Genomic DNA, 25,574 nt, shown 5'->3' with positions numbered 1-25,574 from the left:
GTTAAACCTTATCTTTAAGTTCATTCAATGCCTCTGAAAGCATAAACCACTGCTCGTTTTCCTGGTCTAATTTCTGCTTCGTAGAGGTATATTCGGTAACGAGTTCCATGTCAGATGCATTCTTGGGGTCCATCAACAGCGCATCAAGTTCTTTGATACGTTGTTCCATATTGGCAATGCGTTTCTCGCTTTCCTTTACGGCTTTTTCGGCCTTATTAATCTTCTTCTGCCATTCCTTGCGCTCCTGGTAGTTCTGTTTTCCAGCCTTTTCAGGTGCTTCAGGTTGCTTTTCTTCCGGTTCAACAGCAGCCTTATTGTCTATTGCTTCCTGAATGGTTTCGGCATGATGCACGCGCAAATAGTCGTAAATACCACCTAAATGCTCAACAATCTTTCCACCACCAAACTCATATACCTTATCCACAAGACCATCAAGGAATTCACGGTCATGACTGACGATAATGGCTGTTCCGTCAAAAGCCTTGATTGCTTCTTTCAAAACATCCTTTGAAGGCAGGTCAAGATGATTGGTCGGTTCATCAAGTATCAACAAGTTGACGGGTTCAAGCAGCAGCTTGATCATAGCCAATCGGCTGCGTTCTCCACCGCTGAGGAACTTCACTTTCTTTTCAGAAGTCTCACCACCAAACATGAAAGCACCGAGCAGGTCATTGATTTTCAGTCGTATATCCCCTGTAGCCACGCGGTCTATCGTATCATAGATGCTGAGCGACTCATCAAGAAGCTGGGCCTGATTTTGGGCAAAATAGCCAATTTGAACATTGTGTCCAATCTTCAACTTGCCTGCATAGGGAATTTCACCCATGATACATTTTACAAGCGTTGACTTTCCTTCACCATTCTTTCCGACAAAAGCTACTTTCTCACCGCGCTTGATGGTCAGCGTTACATGTTCGAAAACGGTGTGCGAACCATAGTCTTTCCGCACGTCGTCACAGATGATGGGGTAATCGCCACTACGCAGACAAGGGGGAAATTTCAAGTGCATGGCACTGTTATCCACCTCGTCAACCTCAATGGGAACTATTTTTTCAAGCTGCCGAATGCGTTGCTGCACCTGCACAGCTTTCGTGGCCTGATACCTGAACCGCTCGATGAAAGCCTTTGTATCGGCAATCTCTTTCTGCTGGTTTTCGTAAGCGCGTAACTGTTGTTCACGGCGTTCCTTGCGCAAAACAAGGTATTCATTATATTTTACTTTATAGTCTTCAACATGGCCACAAACAATCTCCAATGTTCTGTTGGTTACATTATTGATAAAAGCACGGTCGTGACTTACCAGCACAACTGCACTCGGACTCTGCACCAAGAACTGCTCCAACCACTGTATACTCTCAATATCAAGGTGATTGGTAGGCTCATCAAGCAACAGCACATCAGGCTTTTTCAGCAATATTTTCGCCAGTTCAATGCGCATGCGCCAACCTCCTGAGAACTCTTTCGTAGGCCGTTCAAAGTCATCACGCGTAAAGCCAAGACCGGTCAATGTACGTTCTATTTCAGCCTCATAGTTCTCTCCTCCGAGCATCATATAACGTTCATGTTCCTGCGTGAAGCGTTCTACAAGCGCGGCGTAGTCATCACTTTCGTAATCTGTTCGGTCGGCCATTTCCTGCTCCATTTTCTTCAATCGAGCCTTCATCTTCGTGTTATCGGAAAACGCTTTGCGTGTTTCTTCGCGCACGGTAGTGTCATCCTGCAGCTTCATCACCTGTGGCAAATAGCCTATGGTGACATCATTCGGAACGGAAACAACGCCACTCGTGGGTTGCTGAAGACCGCAAAGTATCTTCAACATCGTAGATTTTCCTGCACCATTCTTCCCAACAAGCGCTATTCTGTCACGATCGTTCACAACAAAACTCACATCGGTGAACAACGGCTTCACACCAAATTCAACCTTTAAACCTTCTACTGATATCATTCTATTTAGCTTATTTCGCGCATACAAAGGTAGCCATTATCAATAATACTACAAAAATAATTCCTATTTATTTAAGAATAGTAGTACCTTTGCGACTTAACAAATTACAGACATGAACAACAATTATCAAATCATAGCCAAGAGGCTTATGCTTCCCGAAAAGCAGGTGGAAAACACCATTTTGCTGCTCAATGAAGGTTGCACTATCCCTTTTATTGCCCGTTACCGCAAGGAACGCACAGGCTCACTCGATGAAGTTCAGATTGCTGCTATCAGCGAACAATACGCCAAGATGCAGGAACTCACCAAACGAAAAGATACCATCTGCAAGACAATAGAAGAACAAGGCAAACTGACAGCTGACTTGAAGCGGAAGATAGAAGCTACGTGGGACGCTACTGAATTAGAGGATATTTATCTGCCTTTCAAGCCTAAACGAAGAACAAAGGCACAGATTGCGCGTGAAAACGGACTTGAACCGCTGGCCACAATCCTGCTGTTGCAACGCGAACAACAGCCCGAAACTGTTGCCAAACGCTTTCTTAAAGGAGATATAAAAAGTGTTGATGAAGCGCTGGCAGGGGCAAAGGACATCATAGCAGAAGCCATCAGTGAAGATGAAACCGTGCGCCAACAGATACGAAGTGTATTCAGGCGCGAAGCGGTTATCACTTCCAAAGCAGTGAAAAGCAAGCGGGAGGAAGAAGGGGCACAGAAGTTTGCCGACTATTTTGAATTCAGCGAGCCCCTCAAGCGATGCAGCAGTCACCGATTGTTGGCCATGCGTCGTGGTGAGAGTGAGGGCTTCTTGAAAGTCAATATCGATGTTGACGGTGAACAATGCACTGAAAAAATCCGCAAAAAATATGTTCATGGCTTGGGCAAATGCCAGCAACTTGTAGGCGAAGCCTGCGATGATGCTTATAAAAGACTCGTCAGACCATCGATTGAAACCGAGTTTGCCAACACCAGCAAAGAGGCTGCCGATGAAGAAGCTATCAAGGTGTTTGCCGAAAACCTGCGCCAACTGTTATTGGCTGCACCGTTGGGACAGAAGCGTGTTATGGCCGTTGACCCTGGCATTCGAACGGGTTGTAAGGTGGTTTGTCTTAGCGAACAGGGCGATCTCCTACATCATTCGGTCGTCTATACCGTAGGCAATAAGTCTGGAAATGACGCACTGGCAGCCTTCACAAAACTTGTCAGCCGATATGATGTGGAAGCCATTGCAGTTGGAAATGGTACAGCAAGCCGCGAAACAACCGACATTCTGCGTCAGATAGACAATGTACCTGTCTATGTGGTCAGTGAAGACGGAGCTTCCATTTATTCGGCTTCAGAGAATGGGCGCAATGAGTTTCCCGACCTTGATCTCACGGTACGCGGAGCAATTTCTATCGGCCGACGCCTTATGGACCCACTTGCCGAATTGGTTAAGATTGATGCCAAGAGCATCGGTGTGGGACAATATCAGCATGATGTGAACCAGACAAAGTTGAAACAATCGCTTGACCGTACTGTGGAAAGCTGTGTCAACCAAGTTGGAGTGAACCTCAATACAGCCTCTAAGCATTTGCTCACCTATGTAAGTGGACTTGGCCCTTCCCTCGCACAGAACATCGTTGACTACCGACATGAGCATGGTGCCTTCGCTTCGCGTAGCGAACTGAAGAAAGTTCCACGCTTGGGCAGTGTGGCTTATGAGCAGTGTGCGGGCTTTCTTCGCATCCCCAACGCGCGTAATCCCCTTGACAACTCGGCTGTACACCCCGAGCGTTATGCCCTTGTCGAAGTCATGGCAAAGGAACAGCGATGCAGGGTCAGCGATCTTATTGGCAACCATGAACGCCTGAAACGAATTCCTTTGCAGCAGTTTGTCACGTCAGAAGTGGGACTCCCTACCCTCCACGACATTCTGAAAGAACTCGAAAAGCCGGGCCTTGACCCGCGCGAACAGCTTGAAGAATTCCGCTTTGATGAACGCGTGCACACGGTAGAAGACCTCATTGTCGGTATGGAACTGCCGGGCATCGTGACCAACATCACCAACTTCGGGGCTTTTGTTGACATAGGTGTTCATCAGGACGGACTTGTTCATATCTCGCAAATGGCCGATAAATTCATTAAGGATCCCAACGAGGTTGTCAAGCTCCACCAGCATGTCCGAGTGCGTGTTATAGAAGTAGACCTTAGGCGTAAACGCATCGCATTGTCCATGCGGAGTACCCGCAACTAAAGGGAAATTGCATCATCTGCCACCTGTTGTCTCTGGTTTTACAGCCTGACACTAATAAGTTGACATTCGTCAAGAAATTACTGTCATTCTTAACTTTATACTGTCAAATCCTTGTCATGACACGAAATGTGCACTATCTTTGCAGTCACAAAAAGGATAACAAGCGCATAATAGGCGCTTTAGATGTTTAGTTTAAGTAGAATTAAAAAGGTAAAAAGATGAAAAATTTGACAATGAAAATGAAGAGTGTGATTATAAAGATTGTGAAAACCTATAAAGATTCAATGTCTTGCTACGGTGAGGGAATGTTGAATGGAAGAGGTTACACATGTGCATAACGATTAAAAAGAATGATAAAACAGAGCCGATTGGTCTTTTCCAGTCGGCTCTGTTCTTTTATGTCACTTTGCTTAGCAGCAGAGGGCAGAGATAATTCACATGTCCGGAAGATTTCTGATTTGCGTCAGAACAACGTGTAATCTGACGCAGATTAAAGGCTAACTTGATACAGATTACAAGCTAAGTTGACGCAGATTGCACGACAATCAGACAGAGATGACAAAGCAGGGAATTGCACGATGATAGCTGTTGGGCAGGAGATTGCACGCAATTTTTGGCATAACCTTTGCAAAGTTTCATGATAAATAGTATATTTGTAACAGCAAATCAATCATAAACTAAGAATAGGAGACTATAATATATGACAAGTCAGTTCTCACCTAAAGTTTCAGAAATATTGGCATTCAGCAGAGAGGAGGCCAACCGATTGGCCAGCCGTTCTGTAGGGCCTGAACATCTCGTCTTAGGTATATTGCGTGGAAAGGACAGTCTGCTCCATAGTCTTTTCCAGCGCATGAATATCAATGAAAGCAATGTAAAGACTGAATTGGAAGACAGGGTAAGGCAGGATGACATCACTTCGGCCATGATTACCTCGGAACTCGTGCTGAACGAACAAGCCAACAACATCTTGAAACTCGCAGTTCTCGAGGCTCGTATACAACATACACAAATGGTTGATGTGCAGCATCTTGTGTTAGCTATCCTGCATGATCAAGTGAACAATGGAGCTAAGGAAATTCTGGAAGAAAACCATATGAATTATGAAGATACGCTTGCTTACCTGAAAACCCAGATGAGCAGCAATGCCAAACCCACGAATAGTTTCGGTATGCCCGAGGAAGAAGAGGAGGAAGAAGAGGCTATGTCGCAGCAGGGGACCAACAGGAAACAGGCTTTCACCAAGACTGCCGGCAGCGAACAAAAGAAAGGAACGCCTGTTCTTGATAACTTTTCTACCGATTTGACCCAGGCTGCAGCAGAAGGAAAGCTTGACAAAGTGGTCGGACGTGAAAAGGAAATCCTGCGTGTCACAGAGATATTGTGCCGCAGAAAAAAGAACAATCCTATTCTCATCGGGGAACCGGGTGTAGGCAAGAGCGCCATTGTTGAAGGACTGGCACAACTCATTGTGCAGCATAAGACTTCACCCATTCTGTTCAACAAACGCGTTGTTAATCTTGACCTGACAGCTGTTGTGGCCGGAACGAAATACAGAGGACAGTTTGAAGAGCGCATCCGTTCATTGATCAGCGAACTTGAGAAGAACCCCGATATCATTGTTTTCATTGATGAAATCCATACAATGATTGGTGCCGGAAGTACTCCGGGCAGCATGGATGCAGCCAATATCATGAAACCTGCATTGGCACGCGGGGTAATCCAGTGCATCGGTGCCACCACTATAGATGAATATCGCAAGAGTATTGAGAAGGATGGAGCATTGGAACGCCGTTTCCAGAAAGTCATGGTAGAACCGACTTCTGCTGAAGAAACACTGACAATACTGCACAATATCAAAGACAGATATGAGCAACATCATCATGTCAGCTATACAGATGAGGCATTGAAAGCATGTGTCAATTTGACAGAACGCTATGTTTCAGACCGCTATTTCCCCGATAAAGCTATTGATGCACTTGATGAAGTGGGGTCACGTGTGCATCTGCAACATGCAGAAATGCCTGAAGAATTGACTGAAAAGCAGAAGGAATTGGAGGAAACCATACAGAAGAAGAAGCAAGCAGTGAGAAATCAGAACTTTGAACTTGCTGCAGGTTACCGTGATCATCAGACCACTTTGGAACAGGAAATCGAAGAGCTCAACCGCCAATGGACCGCAGGTGACAATACACTTCGTCAGACTGTAACCGAGGTAGAGGTTGCCGATGTGGTATCGATGATGGCAGGAGTGCCTGTACAACGCATTGCAGAAGCAGAGAATGTGCGCTTGCGCAATATGGGAACTGTGCTGAAAGAGCAGGTGATTGCGCAGGATAATGCGATTGAGAAAATGGTGAAGGCCATTCAACGCAACCGCGTTGGCATCAAAGATCCCAACCACCCGATTGGCGTTTTCATGTTCCTCGGTCCTACCGGTGTAGGCAAAACTTATTTGGCAAAGAAGCTTGCTGAATACATGTTTGGCTCTGATGATGCCTTAATACGTATAGACATGAGCGAATATTCCGAAAGCTTCAACACCTCCAGATTAGTGGGGGCACCTCCCGGATACGTAGGATATGAAGAGGGTGGACAGCTTACAGAGAAAGTGCGTCGCCACCCCTACTCCATCATTTTGTTGGATGAGATTGAGAAAGCACATGGTAATGTATTCAACATGCTGCTCCAGGTGCTTGACGAAGGAAGGCTGACGGATGGAAACGGACGGTTGATTGACTTCCGAAACACTGTGATTATCATGACTTCTAACGCTGGAACACGCCAGCTGAAAGAGTTTGGCCATGGTGTAGGTTTCAATGCCGGAGGAAACGTTGGACTCAGCATTAACGACAAAGACAAGGAATATGCACGCGGTATTATCCAGAAAAGTCTCAGTAAGCAGTTTGCACCTGAGTTCCTGAACCGCTTGGATGAGATTATAACTTTCGACCAACTCGACCTTGAGGCCATTAAGAAGATTATCAATATCGAATTGAAAGGCCTCTACAAGCGCATAGAAGGCTTAGGCTATCAACTGACGATCACCGATACGGCCAAGGAGTTTGTGGCAACAAAAGGCTATGATGTGCAGTTTGGTGCCCGTCCGTTGAAGCGTGCTATCCAGAACTATATCGAGGATGGTGTATGCGAAAAGCTTCTCTCGGACAACCTGAAAGAAGGTGATACCATTGCTGTCAGCAAATCACCCAACAAAGATGAACTGCTGTTCAAATGAAATTAGGGAATTGTAAACTCAACATTGCAAAGCTACTGAAATATAGTTAGCAGACCGTTTGCAATCCTAAAAAATATCATTAAATGAGGAAAAAGCCTACCTATAAGTAGGTATTTTTCCTCATTTTTTTATAACTTTGCGTGCAACAAGACGTAGATTATACAACAACATTATTTATATAATTAATTTAGCGAATATGATTTATTCTAAAGAAGTCGACAACATGTGTGTTGTCGCAAAGGGTCCAAATCATGGCCCAGCTCCTATTCCTGAAGAGGGAAAATGGATTCAAGCTAAAGAGATTAAAGACATCTCGGGTTACACTCACGGTGTGGGTTGGTGTGCTCCTCAGCAGGGTGCCTGCAAACTTTCACTGAATATCAAGGACGGTGTCATTCAGGAGTGCCTCGTAGAGACTATCGGCTGTACCGGTATGACCCACTCTGCAGCTATGGCTTCAGAGATACTTCCAGGCAAGACAATCCTCGAAGCGCTGAATACCGACTTGGTTTGTGATGCTATCAATACTGCAATGCGTGAGCTTTTCCTGCAGATTGTCTATGGACGCAGCCAGAGTGCATTCTCTGAAGGCGGTCTTGTTATCGGTGCAGGTCTTGAGGATCTCGGTAAGGGGCTCCGCAGTCAGACCGGTACACTCTATGGCACTGTTGCAAAGGGCACACGCTATCTCGAACTGACAGAAGGTTACATCACCAAGCAGTTCCTTGACAAAGACAACCAAGTTTGCGGTTATGAGTATGTACATCTGGGCAAGATGATGGAAGCTATCAAGAATGGTATGGACGCAAACGAGGCTGTCAAGAAGTTCACGGGCAGCTATGGCCGCACAACAGAGGCTCAAGGTGCTGTTACATCTATTGATCCACGTAAAAAATAAGGAGATACAGAAATGATTAGAAAAGTAAGTTTTGAGAGCCAGGAGCGCCGTATAGACCAAGTCCTTGCAGCGCTGAAAGAGAACGGTATCAACAGTATCGAAGAGGCTAATGAGATTTGCGAGCAGGCCGGTGTAGATCCTTATCAGATGTGTGAGGACACACAACGCATCTGCTTTGAGAATGCAAAGTGGGCTTATGTATGTGGAACAGCTATCGCTATAAAGAAAGGTGTAAAGACAGCTGCTGATGCGGCAGAGGCTATCGGAATTGGTTTGCAGAGCTTTTGTATTCCCGGTTCTGTTGCCGATGACCGCAAAGTAGGTCTCGGTCATGGTAACCTTGCAGCACGTCTGCTCCGTGAAGAGACAGAATGCTTCGCTTTCCTCGCAGGTCACGAGTCGTTTGCTGCTGCCGAAGGTGCTATCAAGATTGCAGAAATGGCCAATAAGGTTCGCCGTAAACCACTTCGCGTTATCCTGAATGGTCTTGGTAAGGATGCTGCAATGATTATCAGCCGTATCAATGGCTTCACATACGTTCAGACCAAGTTTGACTACTATACGGGCCAAGTTAACGTTGTAAAAGAGACTGCCTACTCTGATGGGCCACGCGCAAAAGTAAAGTGTTATGGCGCTGATGATGTTCGCGAAGGTGTTGCTATCCTGTGGAAAGAGAACGTTGACGTATCTATCACCGGTAATTCTACCAATCCGACGCGCTTCCAGCACCCGGTAGCCGGCACTTATAAGAAGGAGCGTGTAGCAGCAGGCAAGCCTTACTTCTCTGTGGCTTCAGGTGGTGGTACGGGCCGTACACTGCATCCGGACAACATGGCAGCAGGCCCCGCTTCTTACGGTATGACCGACACCATGGGGCGCATGCACTCTGATGCGCAGTTCGCAGGTTCTTCTTCAGTTCCTGCCCACGTTGAGATGATGGGCTTCCTCGGTATGGGAAACAATCCGATGGTAGGTGCAACCGTAGCTATTGCCGTTGCACTTGACCTCGCTCTGAACAAGAAATAAACAGATGTAGCTTTGCGAAAACAGGCTGCACACCTGTTATATTTCGCAGATGCCAACAAACTCTTAGTCCCCTTTTGGATATTTTCCAGGAGGGGATTTTTGTTGATGAAATGTCTCTTGACATTGTCATTAAAAGCTTGAACGAAACAACCACAAAGGCTGAAAAGTGATACAAAATAGGTGTACACTAAGCTTTCCTCATGAATTTCTTTGGAAAAGACTTGCAAATGGAGTATGAAATTTTGTATCTTTGCAGGCGACAGTCCAAATGAAGGCTATCAAACGCATTTGCAATCTGCTTCATGAAGTCTGTCTTTTATAAAGAGGATAACAACTTAATAATCATACTCCGATGGAAAAAATCAGGAAACAACAGGGCCATGTGGTAGCCCGAAACCACCGCGACTGTAAAGAGTCAGAAATCTTCGTGCGCTTCGAAATCTCGATGCTCAATTCTTATGACATGACACTTGTCAGGGATAAATATGGCATAGAGGGTTGGGGAATTGTGCTCTACATCATGAAATACCTCATAGAACGCCGTACGGACTGCCGTGCCCCTCTCTATGTTGTAGGCGAAATTGCACACGCATGCCATAAAAACCGACGCACCATTTTGCAGCTTATAGCTGACTTTCCTTCACTCTTTGAAATTGAAGCAGGAGGAAAGATATTTTCAAGTCCGTATCTTTTACGGTTTTTCCTCAAAACTTCAGCAAAAAAAGAAAAGTCAAACAGAAGTTTAGATAAATTAACAAATGAGACACTTGATAATCAGAAAGTTAGCTTTCCTAAGAACAAGAACAAAGAACAAGAACAAATAAAAGACGAAGAAAAAGAAGTAGAAAAGGCCGACGTCGACGCCGATTCTTCTAAGAATAATTCTCAATCGGGAACAAAACTTTCGGCAAAAGCCGACACACCGTCAGCAGCCTGCACCCTACAGAGAAATCATGCGAAGGCAACAGCTATGGCAAAATCACAGGTAGCACCCGTCAGACATCGGGAAGATCAGCCTTCGGTTGCTGCCCCCTCGCCTTCAGAAGAAGGCATACCGCGCCAGCTTCTCAGCCAGCTCTATCAGGATAATGACTATATGGCGAGTCTTGAACATATGGCAAACCTTGCGGTCTGCAAGAATTTCACCGTGCGTCGGAATGTGCTCTTCTGGTTCTGGCACTATTGTCAGATGCATGCCAAACATGTACGTTCTGCAGCAGATGCCAAGGACTATTTGGCCAATCTGATGCGTCCAGGAAGCAACACGCGGGCACAGTTCATGACCTATCAAAATCATCTCTATGAGCAGAGAAGTCTTGCACAGCACCATTAAAGTGCATCAAGCCCGCTGACTACATGCAGATGACGACCTATTTTGACTCAAAACAGGCGGTAACATGACGTAGATTGCAGTGTAATATGACGCAGATTGCAAGGTAATTCGATAGAGATGAGAATGTGTTTCCACATGGATTTCCCCTGGAAAACAGAAAGGGCCGGCAAGCAAGTCCCAATGAAGGAGCATTGCTGCCGGTCCTTTATACGGTGTCTATTCCTGAAAAGGAGCTTTCGCTTAGCGATGAAATTCTCCGGAGGATGATCAATCCAGAGTCTTCAACATGTCTGCAACTTCTGCATTAATACGGTTGGCAAACTCTTCCATTTTCATGGTAGCCTGCTCGCCTCCTCCCTGCTTACGCATGGAAACAAGCCCTTCGGCAGCTTCTTTCTCACCGACAATGACCATGTAAGGAATACGCTTCAACTCATTATCGCGGATTTTACGCCCAATCTTCTCATTGCGGTCATCAATGACAGCGCGCACACCTACGGAGTCGAAATACTTGCTAACCTGCTTTGCATAATCGTTATATTTCTCTGAAATAGGCAGAATTGCGACCTGATCGGGAGTGAGCCACAATGGGAAGTGACCTGCGGTGTGTTCGATGAGCACGGCAGTGAAACGCTCTAACGAGCCGAACGGTGCTCGGTGTATCATCACCGGAGTCTTCTTGGTGTTGTCTTCAGCCGTATATTCAAGCTTGAAACGAGCGGGCAGGTTGTAGTCAACCTGAATTGTGCCTAACTGCCATTTACGCCCGATAGCATCTTTCACCATGAAGTCAAGTTTAGGCCCATAGAATGCAGCTTCACCGATTTCTTCACGTGCAACAAGTCCCTTCTCCTTGCAAGCTTCGCGGATGGCATTCTGACTTTCCTCCCAAATCTCATCTGAGCCAATATACTTTTCCTTGTCTTTTGGGTCACGCAATGAAATCTGTGCCTCGTAGTTATCGAATTGGAAAGTCTTGAAAACCTTGAGAATGATATCAATGTTGGTTTCAAATTCAGCTTTGACCTGATCGGGACGCACAAAGATATGTGCATCATCCTGCGTGAAAGTGCGCACACGGGTAAGCCCATGCAGCTCTCCACTCTTCTCATAGCGGAACACCGTTCCAAACTCTGCGATACGCAAAGGCAAGTCCTTGTAGGAACGAGGCTTGCGGGCATAGACCTCACAGTGATGAGGACAGTTCATCGGTTTCAGCATGTATTCCTCGTCTTCTTCAGGCGTATGGATTGGCTGGAAAGCATCTTTGCCATAATGTGCATAGTGGCCCGAAGTGACATAAAGACTCTTGCCACCGATGCCCGGAGTGATGACTTCCTGGTAGTTATAAGGGCGCAAGAGACTACGCAGCAGCTCCTGAAGACGCAGGCGCAGTTGTGTTCCCTTGGGTAACCAAATAGGAAGCCCTTTCCCTACACGGTCAGAGAACATGAAAAGTTCCATTTCCTTGCCAATCTTTCGGTGGTCGCGCTTCTTGGCTTCCTCCAACATAACAAGGTATTCATCCAGAAGTTTCTTCTTCGGGAAAGTGATGCCATAGATGCGGGTCATTTGCTCACGCTTGGCATCTCCACGCCAGAATGCACCAGCAACACTCGTTATCTTGACAGCCTTGATAAGTCCTGTTGACATCAAGTGTGGCCCACGGCAGAGGTCTGTAAAGTGTCCTTGGGTATAGGTAGATATGGTTCCATCTTCCAAATCCTGCTCGATATGTTCACATTTATAGGTCTGTCCGTCAGCCTGAAACTCTTGAAGCGCGTCAGACTTAGAGATATTCTTGCGGACAACAGGCTCGTCTTTCTTGGCCAATTCAAGCATCTTAGCCTCTATCTTCGGGAAGTCATTTTCTGAAATAGTCTGTCCTTTTGGTGGCATGACATCATAGAAGAAGCCGCTTTCAACAGCAGGCCCAAAGCCAAACTGAATGCCTGGATAGAGTTCCTGCAAAGCTTCTGCAAGAAGATGGGCTGAAGTATGCCAGAAGGTATGCTTGCCTTCTTCATCGTCAAACTTATAAAGTGCAATCTTTGCATCCCCATTAATCGGACGATTTAATTCTACAGTCTCACCGTTAACCCCGCAAGATACAACGTTGCGGGCGAGAGCCGGCGAAATACTCTCTGCGATTTGCAAACCAGTTACGCCCTGTTCGTACTCACGGACAGATCCGTCTGGGAAAGTGATTTTAACCATATTACAAATTAGTTTTATAAATCAATTGTTAGCGCAAAGTTACTCTAAAAGCATGAGATGGCAAAATAAAGAAACACATTATTTTGCTATTTCTTCGTAGAATACCGCTTAATCAAAGCATAAGCGTCATAAAGTCCCAATTCACCTGCAGTACCTAAGTCTTTCAAAGCATCCGACCGCTGCTGTAAAGCCATCTTTACAATGCCTCGATTATAGTAGACTTCGGCAATACGACTGTTGTATTTCAGGGCACTTCCATAGCAAATGATGGCATTTGTATAATCATTCTGCAAAGCATAGACATTGCCTAAATCATAAAGCAGATAGGGATTGCCGGTATCAAGTGCAACGGCACGCTTCAAATCGTCTGCGACTTTCTTGATAAACAGACCATTGGTCTTTGCAGGGGTTGCATGTTCCTTCGATGCCAACAGACAGGCTGCCCGTTGCCAATAAGCCAAAGCAAGGGTTGAATCCTGCTCTATACAGGCGTTCAGATCATTCAAGGCTGCTTCGTAATTGTAGGTTGTCGTGTAGGCAACAGCACGCTGTAAGAGCAAATCGGGAAGCACTTTCATATCGGTAGAAGCCTGAATGCGCAAAGTAAGTGTCTCTATCAATTGGAAGAATTGCTTGGCCTGCTGGGGCTCTGCGGGCGCAATGCGGCAACTGACATATAGTTTGTGTAAGGCAGACTTTTTAAGATTGAAAGCATCAACAGACTTGTTTACAATCTGATATTCATTTATTCCATTGGAATAGGGCTGTAGAGACAGGAAATACAGAGGCATGTAATCTGTGGAAACTTCACGGTTCTGGATATATCCACGGATTTTACTTGAATATTGCGGTGTAGAGACTTCGTCATTCAGAACAATCCACTGATCGTATTTCTCAATATCAAAGTCGTTCATTTTCCTAACGCTGCGCAACTTCTCCTTGCTCCAACGCTGCTGAATTCCAAGATGCTTGTTCATCTGAGCTTTCAATACCCGGAATTCATCGAGTTCTGCTTTTGCAGTCAACCCCAAGTGTCGATAGCATTTGGCACGGCTAAGAAGACCTGACCAGAAATTAGGAAACTTGGAGATTACACGCGAATAATCGCTGATAGCTCCACGATAGTCACCCACTCTGTCCAACAATAATGCACGGTTATATAGGGCTTGCAGATTGTTAGGTTCAAGGCGCAATACATAGCTGAAATCCTTGATTGCGTTGTTATCATCTCCCACCGTCAGCCCCAAAAGCCCGCGATTATAATGCGCAAGGAAACTGTTAGGATCCATTTCTATAGCCTTGTTGAAGTCTTCCATAGCCTGTCGGAGCTTGTTGAGATTAACCCGACACATGGCACGATAAGTGTAGTTGTTGACTACATTGGGGGTGTAGTGAATAGCTTTTCCAAATGCCTGATCAGCCTTGCGCCAATTACTTTGCCTCAGATACAGACGTCCCAATATCGACCAAGAGTTACCATCGTAAGGGTTAACTCTCACAGTTTTCTCTGCCCATTGCCGTGCCTGCAACGTATCATTGGCATTCAGATAGGTTTCGGTCATCAGTGCATAAGTATTGGGGAGTGCAGGCCATCGCTTCAAGATATATTGCAAATCATGACGTGTCTGCTGTACCTCATGCTGATAATAGCGTGAAAGCGCCCTGTTAAACCAATACTCTTTATTATCCGGATCCAAGGCGATTGCTCTGTCATAGTCGTGGATTGCATCCACATATGACCGTAAGACAATTCGATTGTTGGCACGTTCACGAAACAGTTCGTGTACGTAGGGATTAAGTTTTACGGCTTGATTAAAATCCTCTTCTGCACCGGTATAGTCGCCAAGCCGTTGTTTGGCTATACCACGATAAAACCAAGCTCTATATAAATAAGGCCTGTTGGAAATGATATTGTTGCAATGTTGAATAACGACTACATAGTCTCTATTGTCCAATGCAGTAGCACTGACATCAAGCAAACGCTCTGTGTTGTATTGTGAATACGCACCAAAATGCACCGTAACCACTATTGCAAACAATGTCAGCAGTCGCTTCATCATTTGCAAACATTACTTATGAGCCACTTTAGTTCGGTAAGCACAACGGAACTTACCTTTCATCATTGCCTTGAGTTTGCTGAAAATCATCTGCTTTCGGAGAGGGGGAATACGATCAATGAACATTTTTCCCTCTAAATGATCAAATTCATGTTGCATCACCCGTGCAAGGAAACCATCGACCCACTCATCGTGTTCGACAAAATCTTCATCCTGATATTTCACGTGGATACGCGTCGGACGGGTCACTTTTTCAGAAAGTCCGGGCAGGGACAGACACCCCTCTTCTATCGTTTCTTTGGGGGAGTCTTCATCAAATTCGAGAATATGCGCATTGATGAATGCCTTTCTGAGCCCCTTGTATTCAGGGTAGTCATCACTCAAGACATCAAGGTCAATAACCACAACACGGATATCTTTTCCTATCTGTGGGGCCGCCAACCCAATACCGTTGCTTGCAGTCAGCGTCTCAAACATATCTCCAATGAGTTCTTTCAGCTGAGGATAATCAGCTGTTATGTCCTGTGCAACCTTCCTCAATACAGGTTGGCCATATATATATATAGGTAATATCATGAATTAATCTTATTTTCTGTTTAACATCGAGTGCCTGTACTGCATGTAATCCTGCAAGATAATCGTTGCAGAAATCTCATCTATCAAGCCTTTATTTTCTTTTCTGACCTTTTTCTTAACCCCACTGTCAATGACAACTTGATGGGCTATAACCGATGTGAAGCGCTCGTCGTAATACTCTATGGGGATGTTTGGCACGAGCTTACGCCAGCGATTGACAAACTGCTCCACACGTACAAGGTTTTCGCTGGGTCGGCCGTCCGGCTGTGTAGGTCGGCCTATCACAATCCGTTCTACCGGCTCTTTTGCAATGTAGTCTTTAAGATAGTCTATAAGAGAAGATGTAGAAACAGTGGCCAATCCATTTGCAATAATCTGCAATGAATCGGTCACTGCCAATCCCGTACGCTTTTTACCGTAATCTATAGAAAGTATACGTGCCATATCATTAAACTATTCTCTACTGAGGATAGTTACTTGTTTATTTCTTGAATAGCAACCAAGCATCTGAGTATTTAGCACGCAATGCATCACGACTCCTAACGGCATCAGCCTTACTATCGAACGAAGTAGCAACTACTCGATACATATTACGCTCATTGTTATAGACAATCGTTGGATTATATCCGGCATTTCTCAACGTATTCTGAACACCTTCGGCATTGGCTTTCAATGAGAAAGAACCTACTACAACACCGAAATTCTTGACTTCAGGGCCATTAACCACAGAGAAATTCTCCTGACGAACAACAGCATTATCCACATTATCCATCACCGTTGTCTCGGTTGCAGATTTCTGCTCAAGTGGAGTAACCACCGGAGAAGTTGTCATAGGCTCACTCTGTTGCGTTGCTTCTTGGGCCTTAGCCTTGTCATACGCCTTCTTATAAGCACTCTCACTTGACTTACAACTTGTAAAAGCTAAAGCCGTACAGAGACTTATACACAATACCATAGTTTTTTTCATAATTCTCTTATTTTAATGAAATTAGACTTTAATCATATTTCGTGCGAAAATACAAAATATATCACAATTACCTGCGAAAAGCCCACATAAAGTTTGTTAAATCAAGAAAATCATAAGGATTTAATAAAATTTGAATTCGCTTTCATTGTTTTATTGCAAAACTTTTATTATATTTGCCTATGTATTCATGACGATATATTAAGATATTAAAGGATACAAGTTTATATATTTATCAACTAAATTTTAGGATTATGAAGACATTAGGTTACATTGGAGCATTCTTAGGTGGTGCTATTGCTGGTGCTGCATTAGGTCTGTTGATGGCTCCGGAAAAGGGAACAGACACACGTACAAAGATTACCGATGCGGTTGATGATTTCTGCAAGAAGCATAATATCAAACTTACACGCAAGGATGTAGACGACTTCGTTGATGACATCAAAGACGCTGCTACTGACGTTGTTGCTGAATAATCATGTTCTCAAACGACAGAAATATCGAAACTATAGGACAACTCGTAGAGGTGTTCAAACACTACATCGAGCTTCAGAAAGAATGTTTGAAGCTTGATGTAGTTGAGAAAGTCGTGCGGCTGATTACTGCAATTACAATCTCGGCAGTAATCGTTGTTCTAATGATGTTAGCACTTATTTACCTCAGTTTTGCCGCAGCTTTTCTGCTCAGCACTTGCTTGGGAAGTGTTGCCGCTTTCTCTATCGTGGGGTGTTGCTACCTTTTACTACTCGTCTTGTGTATTCTTTTTAGGCATCAGTGGATAGAAAGGCCTTTGGTCCGTTTCTTAGCAAACCTTTTTTTCAGCAAATAATTCATGGAAACTGTTACTGAATATAAATCACTTAATGATATCAGAATACGCAAGGAAATGCTGCGTAATGACATCTTGAAGGACGACCAGAAGATACGGACACTTTGGCATAGCCTTTTCAAACCATCTGATATCTTCGATAAGAACACATCACCTTCAAAACGGATATCAAGTCTTATCAATACAGGTGCAACTGTCATTGACGGTGCAATATTGGGTTGGAAGCTTTACCGCAAGTTCAAACGGTAATCGTTTCACCGTCATACCCAAATTCAACACCATGAGGAAGAAGTCGGCCTGCTTCATTATGCAAGCCGATTTCGTGTGTCATGTGAATAAGATAAACCCGTTTTACACCAAGCACTTTGGAAAAGGCAATGGCATCATCAATCAGTTGGTGGCTATGATGTTCCCGCTTCCATCTTAACCCATTGACAACCAACACCTCTATACCTTCCAGGTAAGAAAGCTCTGTTTCTTCTATCCGCTTCATGTCTGTGATATAGGCAAGTTTGCCCATTCTGAAACCAAGAACAGGCAATGTATCGTGCATCACTGTTATGGGAACAATGTCAATATCACCAACAGAAAATCTTTCATGCGGTCTAATCTCATGCAAAACCAGTCTGGGAACTCCCGGATAGAGGTCTCCATTCGTGGGAAAACAATAGGGCATGTTGTGCTTTAGCCCATGAATGACATTTGAATCCGTATAAATATCAATGTCACCGAATTTACAAAATGGGCGCAGGTCATCAATACCACCCACGTGATCATAGTGAATATGCGTCAGTAAAACGGCATCAATCTTCCTGAAAGGCTGCAAAAGCATTTGTTCCCTGAAGTCAGGGCCACAGTCTATCAGTATTCGGGTCGACTCCGTTTCAATCAAAGCAGAAGTCCGAAAACGATGATCGCGAGGATCACTGCTTTTGCATACTTCGCAATTACAACCTAAAACGGGAACTCCCTGAGAGGTTCCCGTGCCCAGAAGAATCACTTTCATCGTATATTCACCTCCGGATTAATCTCTATCCCGAAACGTTCTTTCACATCATGCTGAATGGTATGGCATAGTGTGATAATATCCTTTCCAGAAGCACCACCACGATTAACCAACACCAAAGCCTGCTTGTCATGCACTCCGGCCTTACCCAAAGCCTTGCCTTTCCAGCCACACTGCTCAATCATCCAACCAGCCGGAATTTTGTAAGTGTGTTCAGTGACCTGATAAGAAGGTATCTGAGGATATTGCATGCGCAACTGTTTATATTTATCTTCATCCACAATAGGGTTCATAAAGAAGCTGCCGGCATTTCCCATTACTTTGGGATCGGGGAGTTTTTCCTGCCGTATTTCAATGATTGTACGGCGCAACTCCTCTGCCGTTGGCTGCATAATCTTCTTTTCAGCAAGCTTGGTGCGGATATTCCCATAATCCAATCGGGGAGTGAAAACGTTTGAAAGACGGTAAGTAACAGCTGTAATCAGAAACTTTTCTTTCCATTCATGCTTGAATTTACTTTGCCGATAACTATATTCACACGCACTGTTTGCGAGTCTAACTTCCCTCCCTGTTGCTATTTCTACAGCTTCTATCTCCTCTATGAAATCCTTTGCTTCAGCACCATATGCCCCGATGTTCTGAACAGCACTTGCCCCCACTTCACCTGGAATAAGTGAAAGGTTCTCCATACCATAATAGCCATGGGAAACAGCATAGGCCACTACATCATCGAATATCTCACCGGAGCCACAACGAAGCAAGTAACCATTTTCCACAGGTTTCACCTCTATACCACGCACGGCAGAATGAATGACCGTTCCGGGATAGTCACCTTGCAAGAGAAGATTGCTTCCCTCTCCTATGATTAAAATCGGACTGTCATCATCTGTCAGCTGCAATACTAATTCTTTTGCTTCGTTTACAGAAGCATATTCCAGGAAACGTTTACACAAAGCATCAATACCAAAAGTGTTGTGCTTCAGCAAACTATAGTTTCTAATATCTTTCATGGTTTCACAAGTTACATTGAGAGTTTTGTCAACATCCATTTTCCACCGTGCCGCTTAAAGGTCAATTCGGTTTCCAGACCATTGGCAATACCGCGAATAACGAATATTTTCTGATTGCTTTCCGTGTACTTCTGCCCATAGATAATATTATAAATCAGTTCACGAGGAAGCTCCGGTGCAAACGAAGGCCATTGTTCAGGAAGCAGTGTTCCCGATGTATTGCTGAAATCATTATCGGGATCAGGCCCGACAAAAGCCAATGGATCATGCACACTCTGCATCTGAAAAGCGGAGTCAGCTGCAAAGCGATTATAGAATTTCAAGAACGAGGCATTGGTATTCTTATACATGTGTTTGAAGTCAATGGAAGTCAACAGCCATTCACCATTAATCCTGTTGAAGAGATACTGCTTTACGGTCTTTGCATTCAGATTAATCTTTTCAACGACCACATGAGAGACAGTGGTATCCTTGACAACCTGCATTTGCTTGGCATTATCAAATATCAACGTATAGAAATCCTGGCGCATAAAGAAGTTATCTATCTTCCACTCTCCTTTCTTGATGGTCTTTACAACCTTTCCATCCCTATATACCGGCAACGGGAAATGAATGCGTTTGCGTTGCAGTTTTCGGTTTGCTGCAAAGTTAAAGAAGAAGTCATCAAACAATTCATCTGCGGCTTTCGGCAGCGGTTGCTCTGTCATCAGTGCTTCCAATGTGTCGGCAGAAGTAGAGTCAGCCTGTGTGGAATCAACCTCTACGCTATCTGTTGAAGTCGGCTTTTTACCCGTACAGCCCGTTGTAGAAACGAAAGCTGTTACCAAGATAAATATAAAACTAAAAGCTACCGTAAACTTTCTCATACCTATTTAATTATGCCTAAAACATGTTTACTCTCAAATTCTATGCAAAAATACAACTTTATTTCGATTGCAACAACAAAGAAACCTAAAAATGCAGAACCTCACTAAAAATATCATTTTGCACTTTCCTATTCTCAATAAAAATACGTAACTTTGCAGCATTGAGTAAGATTAAAAACGTTTTTAACAAGTATATGCTTTTAGAGAAAATAGAAGAACTGCTAAAAGAAGTAAGCAGTTTGACTGCAAAGAATGCAGAGGACGTAGAACAGTTGCGTCTTAAATATCTTAGCAAGAAAGGTGAAATCAACGCTCTTATGGCTGATTTCCGCAACGTTGCAGCAGACCAGAAGAAGAATATCGGTATAAAAATCAATGAACTCAAGCAGACGGCAACCGACAAAATCAACAGTCTGAGAGAAGAACTTGCCGAAGAAAAGGCACAAGGGGATGACATAGACCTCACCCGCACAGCCTATCCTATCCGACTTGGAACGCGTCATCCGCTGACAATTGTCAAGAATGAAATCATCGAAATATTCCAACGCATGGGCTTTGTTCTGGCAGACGGCCCGGAGATTGACGATGACAAGCACGTTTTCACCATGCTGAACTTTGCAGCAGATCATCCTGCACGCGACATGCAAGACACTTTCTTCATTGAGCAAAGTGACCCAAATGACGTGACGAAAAATATCCTGCTGCGTTCGCATACCTCCGGAGACCAGTCGCATTTCATGGAGACTCACAAGCCTCCTTTCCGTATTCTGTGTCCCGGTCGTGTATATCGCAATGAGGCTATCAGCGCCCGCGCACACTGCTTCTTCCACCAGGTTGAGGGACTTTATGTCGACAAAAACGTCAGTTTCACTGATTTGAAGCAGGTTCTGCTCACGTTTGCACGCGAAATGTTCGGCCCGGATACAAAGATACGTCTGCGTCCGAGCTACTTCCCTTTCACTGAACCGAGTGCAGAAATGGACATCTCATGCCACATCTGTGGCGGTGAAGGCTGTGGCTTCTGCAAGCATACCGGTTGGGTTGAGATACTCGGTTGCGGCATGGTTGACCCCAATGTGCTTGAAGCCTGCGGCATAGACAGCAATGAATATACGGGCTATGCTTTCGGTATGGGTGTCGAACGCATTACCAACCTCAAATACCGTGTCAGCGACCTACGCCTGTTTTCAGAGAACGACACACGTTTCCTGAAAGAGTTTGAGTCAGCATATTAAGAGCAGGTTACAGCGATATAAATACAATCATACATAAGAGGGTTACCTTCATCGAGAGGTAATCCTCTTTTGAGTATCTATAGATGATAGATTTTATTCAAAGTTTCAATACAGCTTCCTGCTTTAAGATAATTTAAGAAAGAAGTCAAAATAGCGGACAAAATGATTTGTTTGATTTTTTCATCTGTAAATGAATATTCAATCATTCTCGCTGGTTTACAACTTCATTCACGGCAAATCACCGTGCGAAAAGCATCAAAACAGCGCATGAAATGACGCATATTGAAGGCTGACTTGATGCAGATTACAGTCTGTTTCAATGCATTTTACAATACAGTTTCCCCGAGAAACAAAAAAGAGGAAAGTGCGATTACACTCTCCCCCGACACAAAGATAATGTTTTTTGAGAAGCAAATGCAAATCTATTGTCAAAATAATCAACAATGAAGTATTAGCCTCTGCTTCTTTTGAAAGAGGATGAATGACAAAAGAGATACTGTGAAGAAATGGTATAAGGGCATGCTCACCACCTTTTACGTCCAATGGTCATCTGCTTGAGATCATAATAACTTCCGTTGTATATATTCAAGTCCACATAGCCTTTTATGCCTGGCAAACGCCCTGCATCCGTATGCTGCCAGAACTTCCACGGGCCTTTATATTCTATTTTCTCAACGTAGTAATGTGCTATCCAATAGGGATAGTCGTCGAAAACAGGAGCAGACAAGTAGCTCTGCTTGAACTTATAATAGGTGTAGATGATTGGCTTCACATGGTATTTATCCTCGACAATATGAAGCCAAGTCAATATATCGCGTTGGAAATCCTCCACACTTTGTTCCTTAGGCTTATGCTCCACATCAAGCACAGGAGGAAGATCGCCGTCGTTAAGATGAACCTTTTTCAGGAAAAAGTAAGCCTGGTCGCGGGCCGATGACTTATTACTCCAGAAATGATATGCCCCTCGAATGAAGCCATAATCACCTGCACTCTGATAGTTTTCATAGAAAGTCTCATCGAGCTTACCCGTTCCTTCAGTGCTCTTCATAATGACAAAGCGCACCGGACACCCGTTAACCATTGCATTGGAAAGCAGTCCCCAATCAATATCTACCTGATAATGAGAAATGTCTATGCCATGGATTTCATAGCCTGCAGGGTATTTGGCATCTCCATAAAGCGCACGCCATCTGAAACCAGTAGGACTGACAAAGAAATAATAAAAACACCAGATGTAGAGTGCAATCATGCCTACGGCACCCAGAACAACAGCCCATTTGGGATAACGATGCAGGAAAGTACGGCGCGAACGGGTAGCCTTTCGCCTACCCTTCGTATGCGAAGTGCGTGTGGTTTTTCGGGCTGTAGTTCGTTTCGTACTCATCATTGCATAAGAATACATATAGGGATTGAAATCCGTCTGGCGACAAATTCCTCTCCCTATATGGTTTATTTATGGTAAAATAGGAATGAAATTATTCCTGTTCGAGAACCAAAGTCTTGGTAGGCTGGTCGCAAACCTCAGCAGGCCCCCAATACTGAATTGGGCCCGGGTAAACGTATTCCGTATTCATAGCCCACTCATCACGCTTGGCAGCAAAAGTCTTGAAAGGCTTGCCATCAAGCTCAACAAGTGCCTTGCGGATAACAGGTTTCATCTCACCATTACGCTTCTCCATGTTCATCATCATTGTGATTGGCACACCACCGGCTCTCCATTCATCGGTCTTGGCAATGGTGTTCTTGACAATTGCCATGTAACCGGTCTTGCCGTTTGCAACGAGCTGAGCCGCACTTGTACCTAAAGCGTAGCAGTAGTCTGCATCAAAGTTGGATGGAGCAGCACAACGACCTTCGTAACCGAAGAAGTGATGTTGAGCAGCAAAAGTACCGTTGTACTTACCCTCCTTGGCCCATTTTGCGAGCTTGGCAGCAACCATTTCAGAGAGCAGTTTCTCTGTTTCAATCAGTGAAACCTGTACGTTTCCGTGAGGATCACGGTCAAGACTCAACTGGCGGGCAACGCCTTCGGGCAGCGTCTCAAACGTAGCGGCATTCTCTTTTGACAGATGTGAGAGGATATATTCACGCTGAGCATCCTTGTCAAGGTCTTTATAATCAGCACCATGTGCAGCAAGAAGGTCGTTCAGTTCTTGAATCAGGCGACCTATGGCAGGAATAAACTCTATCAGACCTTCAGGGATCAAGACAACACCGAAGTTGTTTCCCTGCTCTGCGCGATGAGCAACAGCCTTGGCTATATTCTCTACAACCGCATTGAGTGTCATGTCCTTTGCTTCGATTTCCTCTGAAATGAGGCAGATATTCGGTTGGGTCTGAAGTGCACATTCAAGTGCAATATGAGATGCAGAACGGCCCATCAGTTTGACGAAGTGCCAATATTTGCGGGCTGAATTACAGTCGCGCTCAATGTTGCCGATAAGCTCAGAATAGGTCTTTGTTGCCGTATCGAAACCGAAAGAAGTCTCAATCTGGTCGTTCTTCAAGTCGCCATCAATGGTCTTAGGGCAGCCGATAACCTGAACACCATACTTCTTAGCTGCATAATATTCAGCCAGAACACAGGCATTGGTATTGGAATCATCACCACCGATGATAACAATAGCCGAGATATCCAACTTACGGATAATCTCAAGACCCTTTTCGAATTGATCTTCTTTTTCAAGCTTTGTACGCCCCGAACCAATCATGTCGAAGCCACCGGTGTTGCGATATTGGTCAATAAAATCGGCTGTAATCTCAATATATTTATGGTCAACAAGACCGCCTGGCCCCATCAGGAAGCCATAAAGACGGTTCTCCGAATTCAGCTTTTTGACAGCATCAAACAAACCACTGATGACATTGTGTCCACCGGGAGCCTGACCTCCGGAGAGAATAACACCGATATTAATCCTCTTGGTGTTGTTTTCCTCACCCGGCACGAACTCTATCAGAGGCATACCATAGGTGTTAGGGAACAGCTTTTTGATTTCTTCTTGATTGTCAACACTCTTTGTGGGAGCACCCTCTACAATCTTTACTGCACCTTGAAGAGCCTTAGGCAGCTTTGGCTGATAAGCAGCTCTTTCTTTCTGCAATGCACTAATTTCCATAATTTTGTTAGCTTTATATATTTTAGAATAACTAATTTCAGACTTTAGAACAGCTGCAAAAATACGGTTTTTCCATGACATATGGAAATAAAAAAAGAGAAAACGAGGATTAAAGAAAACTTTTTCCACTTTATATGCACTGCTTTTCTTATTTTTTTCTATCTTTGGCATGTAGAAATATCAAATATGGAATATTATGGCAAATAAACGCACATTGAAACAATCTATCAATTACATTTGCAGTGATCTGTTTGCAGAAACTGTAGCAGCAGCTTTATACAACAAGGAAGTAAGGCAGGAGAATGTCGATGCACTATTGGTTTCCATCCTCAGAGTCCACAGTGATTTTATCCGCCGTGTGTCTCATCCTGAACCGGGATTGCCCGCAAAGACCTACTATAAAGCTATCATTGAAGACTTCAACAAACAGGCTGCTGAGATTGTAGACCATATTCAGAATTTATAAAAGGAAATGATTAGAACATTCTGCAACTGGCTACTTTATAAGAAAATGGGATGGACTAAGGAGATTACTGTAGCTCATCCAGACAAGTTTATCATTTGCCTTGCGCCACATACGAGCAATTGGGACTTCCTCATCGGGCAGCTTTACACAAAGGCGGAAGGCCTAAAGACAAACTTTCTGATGAAGAAAGAGTGGTTCTTCTGGCCTTTGGGAGTTATCTTTAAGAGGTTGGGGGGAATTCCTGTATGGAGATCCAAACACACAAGTATGACCGACAATCTGGCTGAAACAGCTGCAAAGAAAACTTCTTTCAAGCTATGCATCACCCCGGAGGGTACCCGTTCTCCTAATGCAGACTGGAAAAAAGGGTTCTATTTCATTGCCTTGAAAGCTGGTATTCCTATTCTCTTATACGGTGTAGACTATGAGAAGAAGAAAATAACATGCACAGAAAGCTTTATACCTTCGGGCAACATTGATGAAGATATGCCGAAGATAAAAGCTTATTTCAAAGAGTTTAAAGGCAAAAAGCCTGAAAACTTTGCATACTAAATCA

At 44.3% G+C, this 25,574-nt stretch carries 22 protein-coding genes; 11 read left to right on the top strand and 11 right to left on the bottom strand.

The genetic code is table 11. The features are described 5' to 3' along the window. Position 1: 1 nt before the first annotated feature. Positions 2-1,945 carry an ABC-F family ATP-binding cassette domain-containing protein gene (locus HMPREF2983_RS12330; protein ID WP_070668861.1) on the bottom strand — a complete coding sequence of 648 codons (1,944 nt, stop codon included), beginning with the start codon at positions 1,943-1,945 and terminating at the stop codon, positions 2-4. A 112-nt stretch (positions 1,946-2,057) separates the two neighbouring features. Here HMPREF2983_RS12330 and HMPREF2983_RS12325 point away from each other — a divergent pair, with 112 nt between their 5' ends. The 5 genes from HMPREF2983_RS12325 to HMPREF2983_RS12305 all read left to right on the top strand — a co-directional run bounded on the left by HMPREF2983_RS12325 (position 2,058) and on the right by HMPREF2983_RS12305 (position 10,676). Then, a complete protein-coding gene (locus HMPREF2983_RS12325) occupies positions 2,058-4,181 on the top strand; it encodes a Tex family protein (RefSeq protein ID WP_070668858.1) in 2,124 nt (707 codons plus the stop codon). Positions 4,182-4,881: 700 nt separating this feature from the next. Beyond that, positions 4,882-7,419 carry an ATP-dependent Clp protease ATP-binding subunit gene (locus HMPREF2983_RS12320; RefSeq protein WP_070668855.1) on the top strand — a complete coding sequence of 846 codons (2,538 nt, stop codon included), beginning with the start codon at positions 4,882-4,884 and terminating at the stop codon, positions 7,417-7,419. A gap of 196 nt (positions 7,420-7,615) precedes the next feature. Further along, positions 7,616-8,317, top strand: a complete 702-nt coding sequence (locus tag HMPREF2983_RS12315; protein WP_004370855.1) for an iron-sulfur cluster assembly scaffold protein — start codon at positions 7,616-7,618, stop codon at positions 8,315-8,317. Positions 8,318-8,329: 12 nt separating this feature from the next. Continuing rightward, complete coding sequence (locus tag HMPREF2983_RS12310; RefSeq protein ID WP_004370856.1) at positions 8,330-9,343, top strand: GGGtGRT protein; 1,014 nt, start codon at positions 8,330-8,332, stop codon at positions 9,341-9,343. Between the two features lie 352 nt (positions 9,344-9,695). Beyond that, on the top strand, positions 9,696-10,676 hold the full coding sequence (locus HMPREF2983_RS12305; protein ID WP_070668853.1) for a DUF7833 domain-containing protein: 981 nt from the start codon (positions 9,696-9,698) through the stop codon (positions 10,674-10,676). A gap of 267 nt (positions 10,677-10,943) precedes the next feature. Here HMPREF2983_RS12305 and thrS read toward each other — a convergent pair whose 3' ends face one another. The 5 genes from thrS to HMPREF2983_RS12280 all read right to left on the bottom strand — a co-directional run bounded on the left by thrS (position 10,944) and on the right by HMPREF2983_RS12280 (position 16,493). After that, entirely contained in the window at positions 10,944-12,893 is a 1,950-nt protein-coding gene (gene thrS / locus HMPREF2983_RS12300) for a threonine--tRNA ligase (protein ID WP_070668850.1), read from the bottom strand. 86 nt (positions 12,894-12,979) lie between these two features. Next, positions 12,980-14,953, bottom strand: coding sequence for a tetratricopeptide repeat protein (locus HMPREF2983_RS12295; protein ID WP_070668847.1), 1,974 nt, complete (start codon positions 14,951-14,953; stop codon positions 12,980-12,982). 9 nt (positions 14,954-14,962) lie between these two features. Next, on the bottom strand, positions 14,963-15,526 hold the full coding sequence (def, locus tag HMPREF2983_RS12290) for a peptide deformylase (RefSeq protein ID WP_070668845.1): 564 nt from the start codon (positions 15,524-15,526) through the stop codon (positions 14,963-14,965). A gap of 9 nt (positions 15,527-15,535) precedes the next feature. Then, positions 15,536-15,970, bottom strand: coding sequence for a Holliday junction resolvase RuvX (gene ruvX, locus HMPREF2983_RS12285; RefSeq protein WP_070668842.1), 435 nt, complete (start codon positions 15,968-15,970; stop codon positions 15,536-15,538). A 37-nt stretch (positions 15,971-16,007) separates the two neighbouring features. Next, on the bottom strand, positions 16,008-16,493 hold the full coding sequence (locus HMPREF2983_RS12280; protein WP_004376182.1) for an SPOR domain-containing protein: 486 nt from the start codon (positions 16,491-16,493) through the stop codon (positions 16,008-16,010). Positions 16,494-16,744: 251 nt separating this feature from the next. Between HMPREF2983_RS12280 and HMPREF2983_RS12275 the strand changes: the two genes are divergently transcribed. From HMPREF2983_RS12275 to HMPREF2983_RS12265, 3 genes are read left to right on the top strand one after another with little or no spacing between them, the layout of a single operon-like run. After that, positions 16,745-16,966: a YtxH domain-containing protein gene (locus HMPREF2983_RS12275; RefSeq protein WP_004370867.1), complete on the top strand. Its 222-nt coding sequence runs from the start codon at positions 16,745-16,747 to the stop codon at positions 16,964-16,966. 2 nt (positions 16,967-16,968) lie between these two features. Further along, the gene (locus tag HMPREF2983_RS12270) at positions 16,969-17,319 is read left to right on the top strand and encodes a phage holin family protein (protein WP_004370869.1); all 351 of its coding nucleotides are present in this window, start codon (positions 16,969-16,971) and stop codon (positions 17,317-17,319) included. A 3-nt stretch (positions 17,320-17,322) separates the two neighbouring features. Continuing rightward, positions 17,323-17,568: a hypothetical protein gene (locus HMPREF2983_RS12265; protein ID WP_018920185.1), complete on the top strand. Its 246-nt coding sequence runs from the start codon at positions 17,323-17,325 to the stop codon at positions 17,566-17,568. Here HMPREF2983_RS12265 and HMPREF2983_RS12260 read toward each other — a convergent pair. From HMPREF2983_RS12260 to HMPREF2983_RS12250, 3 genes are read right to left on the bottom strand one after another with little or no spacing between them, the layout of a single operon-like run. Further along, a complete protein-coding gene (locus HMPREF2983_RS12260) occupies positions 17,558-18,325 on the bottom strand; it encodes an MBL fold metallo-hydrolase (RefSeq protein WP_070668840.1) in 768 nt (255 codons plus the stop codon). The two genes, HMPREF2983_RS12265 and HMPREF2983_RS12260, sit on opposite strands and share 11 nt — an antisense overlap. Then, the gene (gene murB, locus HMPREF2983_RS12255) at positions 18,322-19,335 is read right to left on the bottom strand and encodes a UDP-N-acetylmuramate dehydrogenase (RefSeq protein WP_070669006.1); all 1,014 of its coding nucleotides are present in this window, start codon (positions 19,333-19,335) and stop codon (positions 18,322-18,324) included. Before murB ends, HMPREF2983_RS12260 begins: the two co-directional genes overlap by 4 nt. An 11-nt stretch (positions 19,336-19,346) precedes the next feature. After that, on the bottom strand, positions 19,347-20,201 hold the full coding sequence (locus tag HMPREF2983_RS12250; RefSeq protein ID WP_004370876.1) for a DUF4348 domain-containing protein: 855 nt from the start codon (positions 20,199-20,201) through the stop codon (positions 19,347-19,349). Between the two features lie 194 nt (positions 20,202-20,395). Between HMPREF2983_RS12250 and pheS the strand changes: the two genes are divergently transcribed. Continuing rightward, entirely contained in the window at positions 20,396-21,436 is a 1,041-nt protein-coding gene (pheS, locus tag HMPREF2983_RS12245; RefSeq protein WP_004370877.1) for a phenylalanine--tRNA ligase subunit alpha, read from the top strand. A 523-nt stretch (positions 21,437-21,959) separates the two neighbouring features. Here pheS and HMPREF2983_RS12240 read toward each other — a convergent pair. Beyond that, positions 21,960-22,823, bottom strand: coding sequence for a glycoside hydrolase family 25 protein (locus tag HMPREF2983_RS12240; RefSeq protein WP_070669004.1), 864 nt, complete (start codon positions 22,821-22,823; stop codon positions 21,960-21,962). An 88-nt stretch (positions 22,824-22,911) separates the two neighbouring features. Next, positions 22,912-24,552: a diphosphate--fructose-6-phosphate 1-phosphotransferase gene (locus tag HMPREF2983_RS12235; protein WP_070669002.1), complete on the bottom strand. Its 1,641-nt coding sequence runs from the start codon at positions 24,550-24,552 to the stop codon at positions 22,912-22,914. A gap of 196 nt (positions 24,553-24,748) precedes the next feature. Between HMPREF2983_RS12235 and HMPREF2983_RS12230 the strand changes: the two genes are divergently transcribed. Both HMPREF2983_RS12230 and HMPREF2983_RS12225 read left to right on the top strand, forming a co-directional pair. Next, a complete protein-coding gene (locus HMPREF2983_RS12230) occupies positions 24,749-25,018 on the top strand; it encodes a hypothetical protein (RefSeq protein WP_004370881.1) in 270 nt (89 codons plus the stop codon). Between the two features lie 6 nt (positions 25,019-25,024). Further along, entirely contained in the window at positions 25,025-25,570 is a 546-nt protein-coding gene (locus HMPREF2983_RS12225) for a 1-acyl-sn-glycerol-3-phosphate acyltransferase (protein WP_004370882.1), read from the top strand. Positions 25,571-25,574 lie beyond the last annotated feature (4 nt).

The sequence above is a fragment of the Prevotella sp. HMSC077E09 genome (assembly GCF_001814685.1).
In the GTDB taxonomy this organism is placed as follows: domain Bacteria; phylum Bacteroidota; class Bacteroidia; order Bacteroidales; family Bacteroidaceae; genus Prevotella; species Prevotella oris.
The sequence above is the reverse complement of the archived record's forward strand: the minus strand, read 5'-3'. Positions and strand labels throughout refer to the sequence as shown.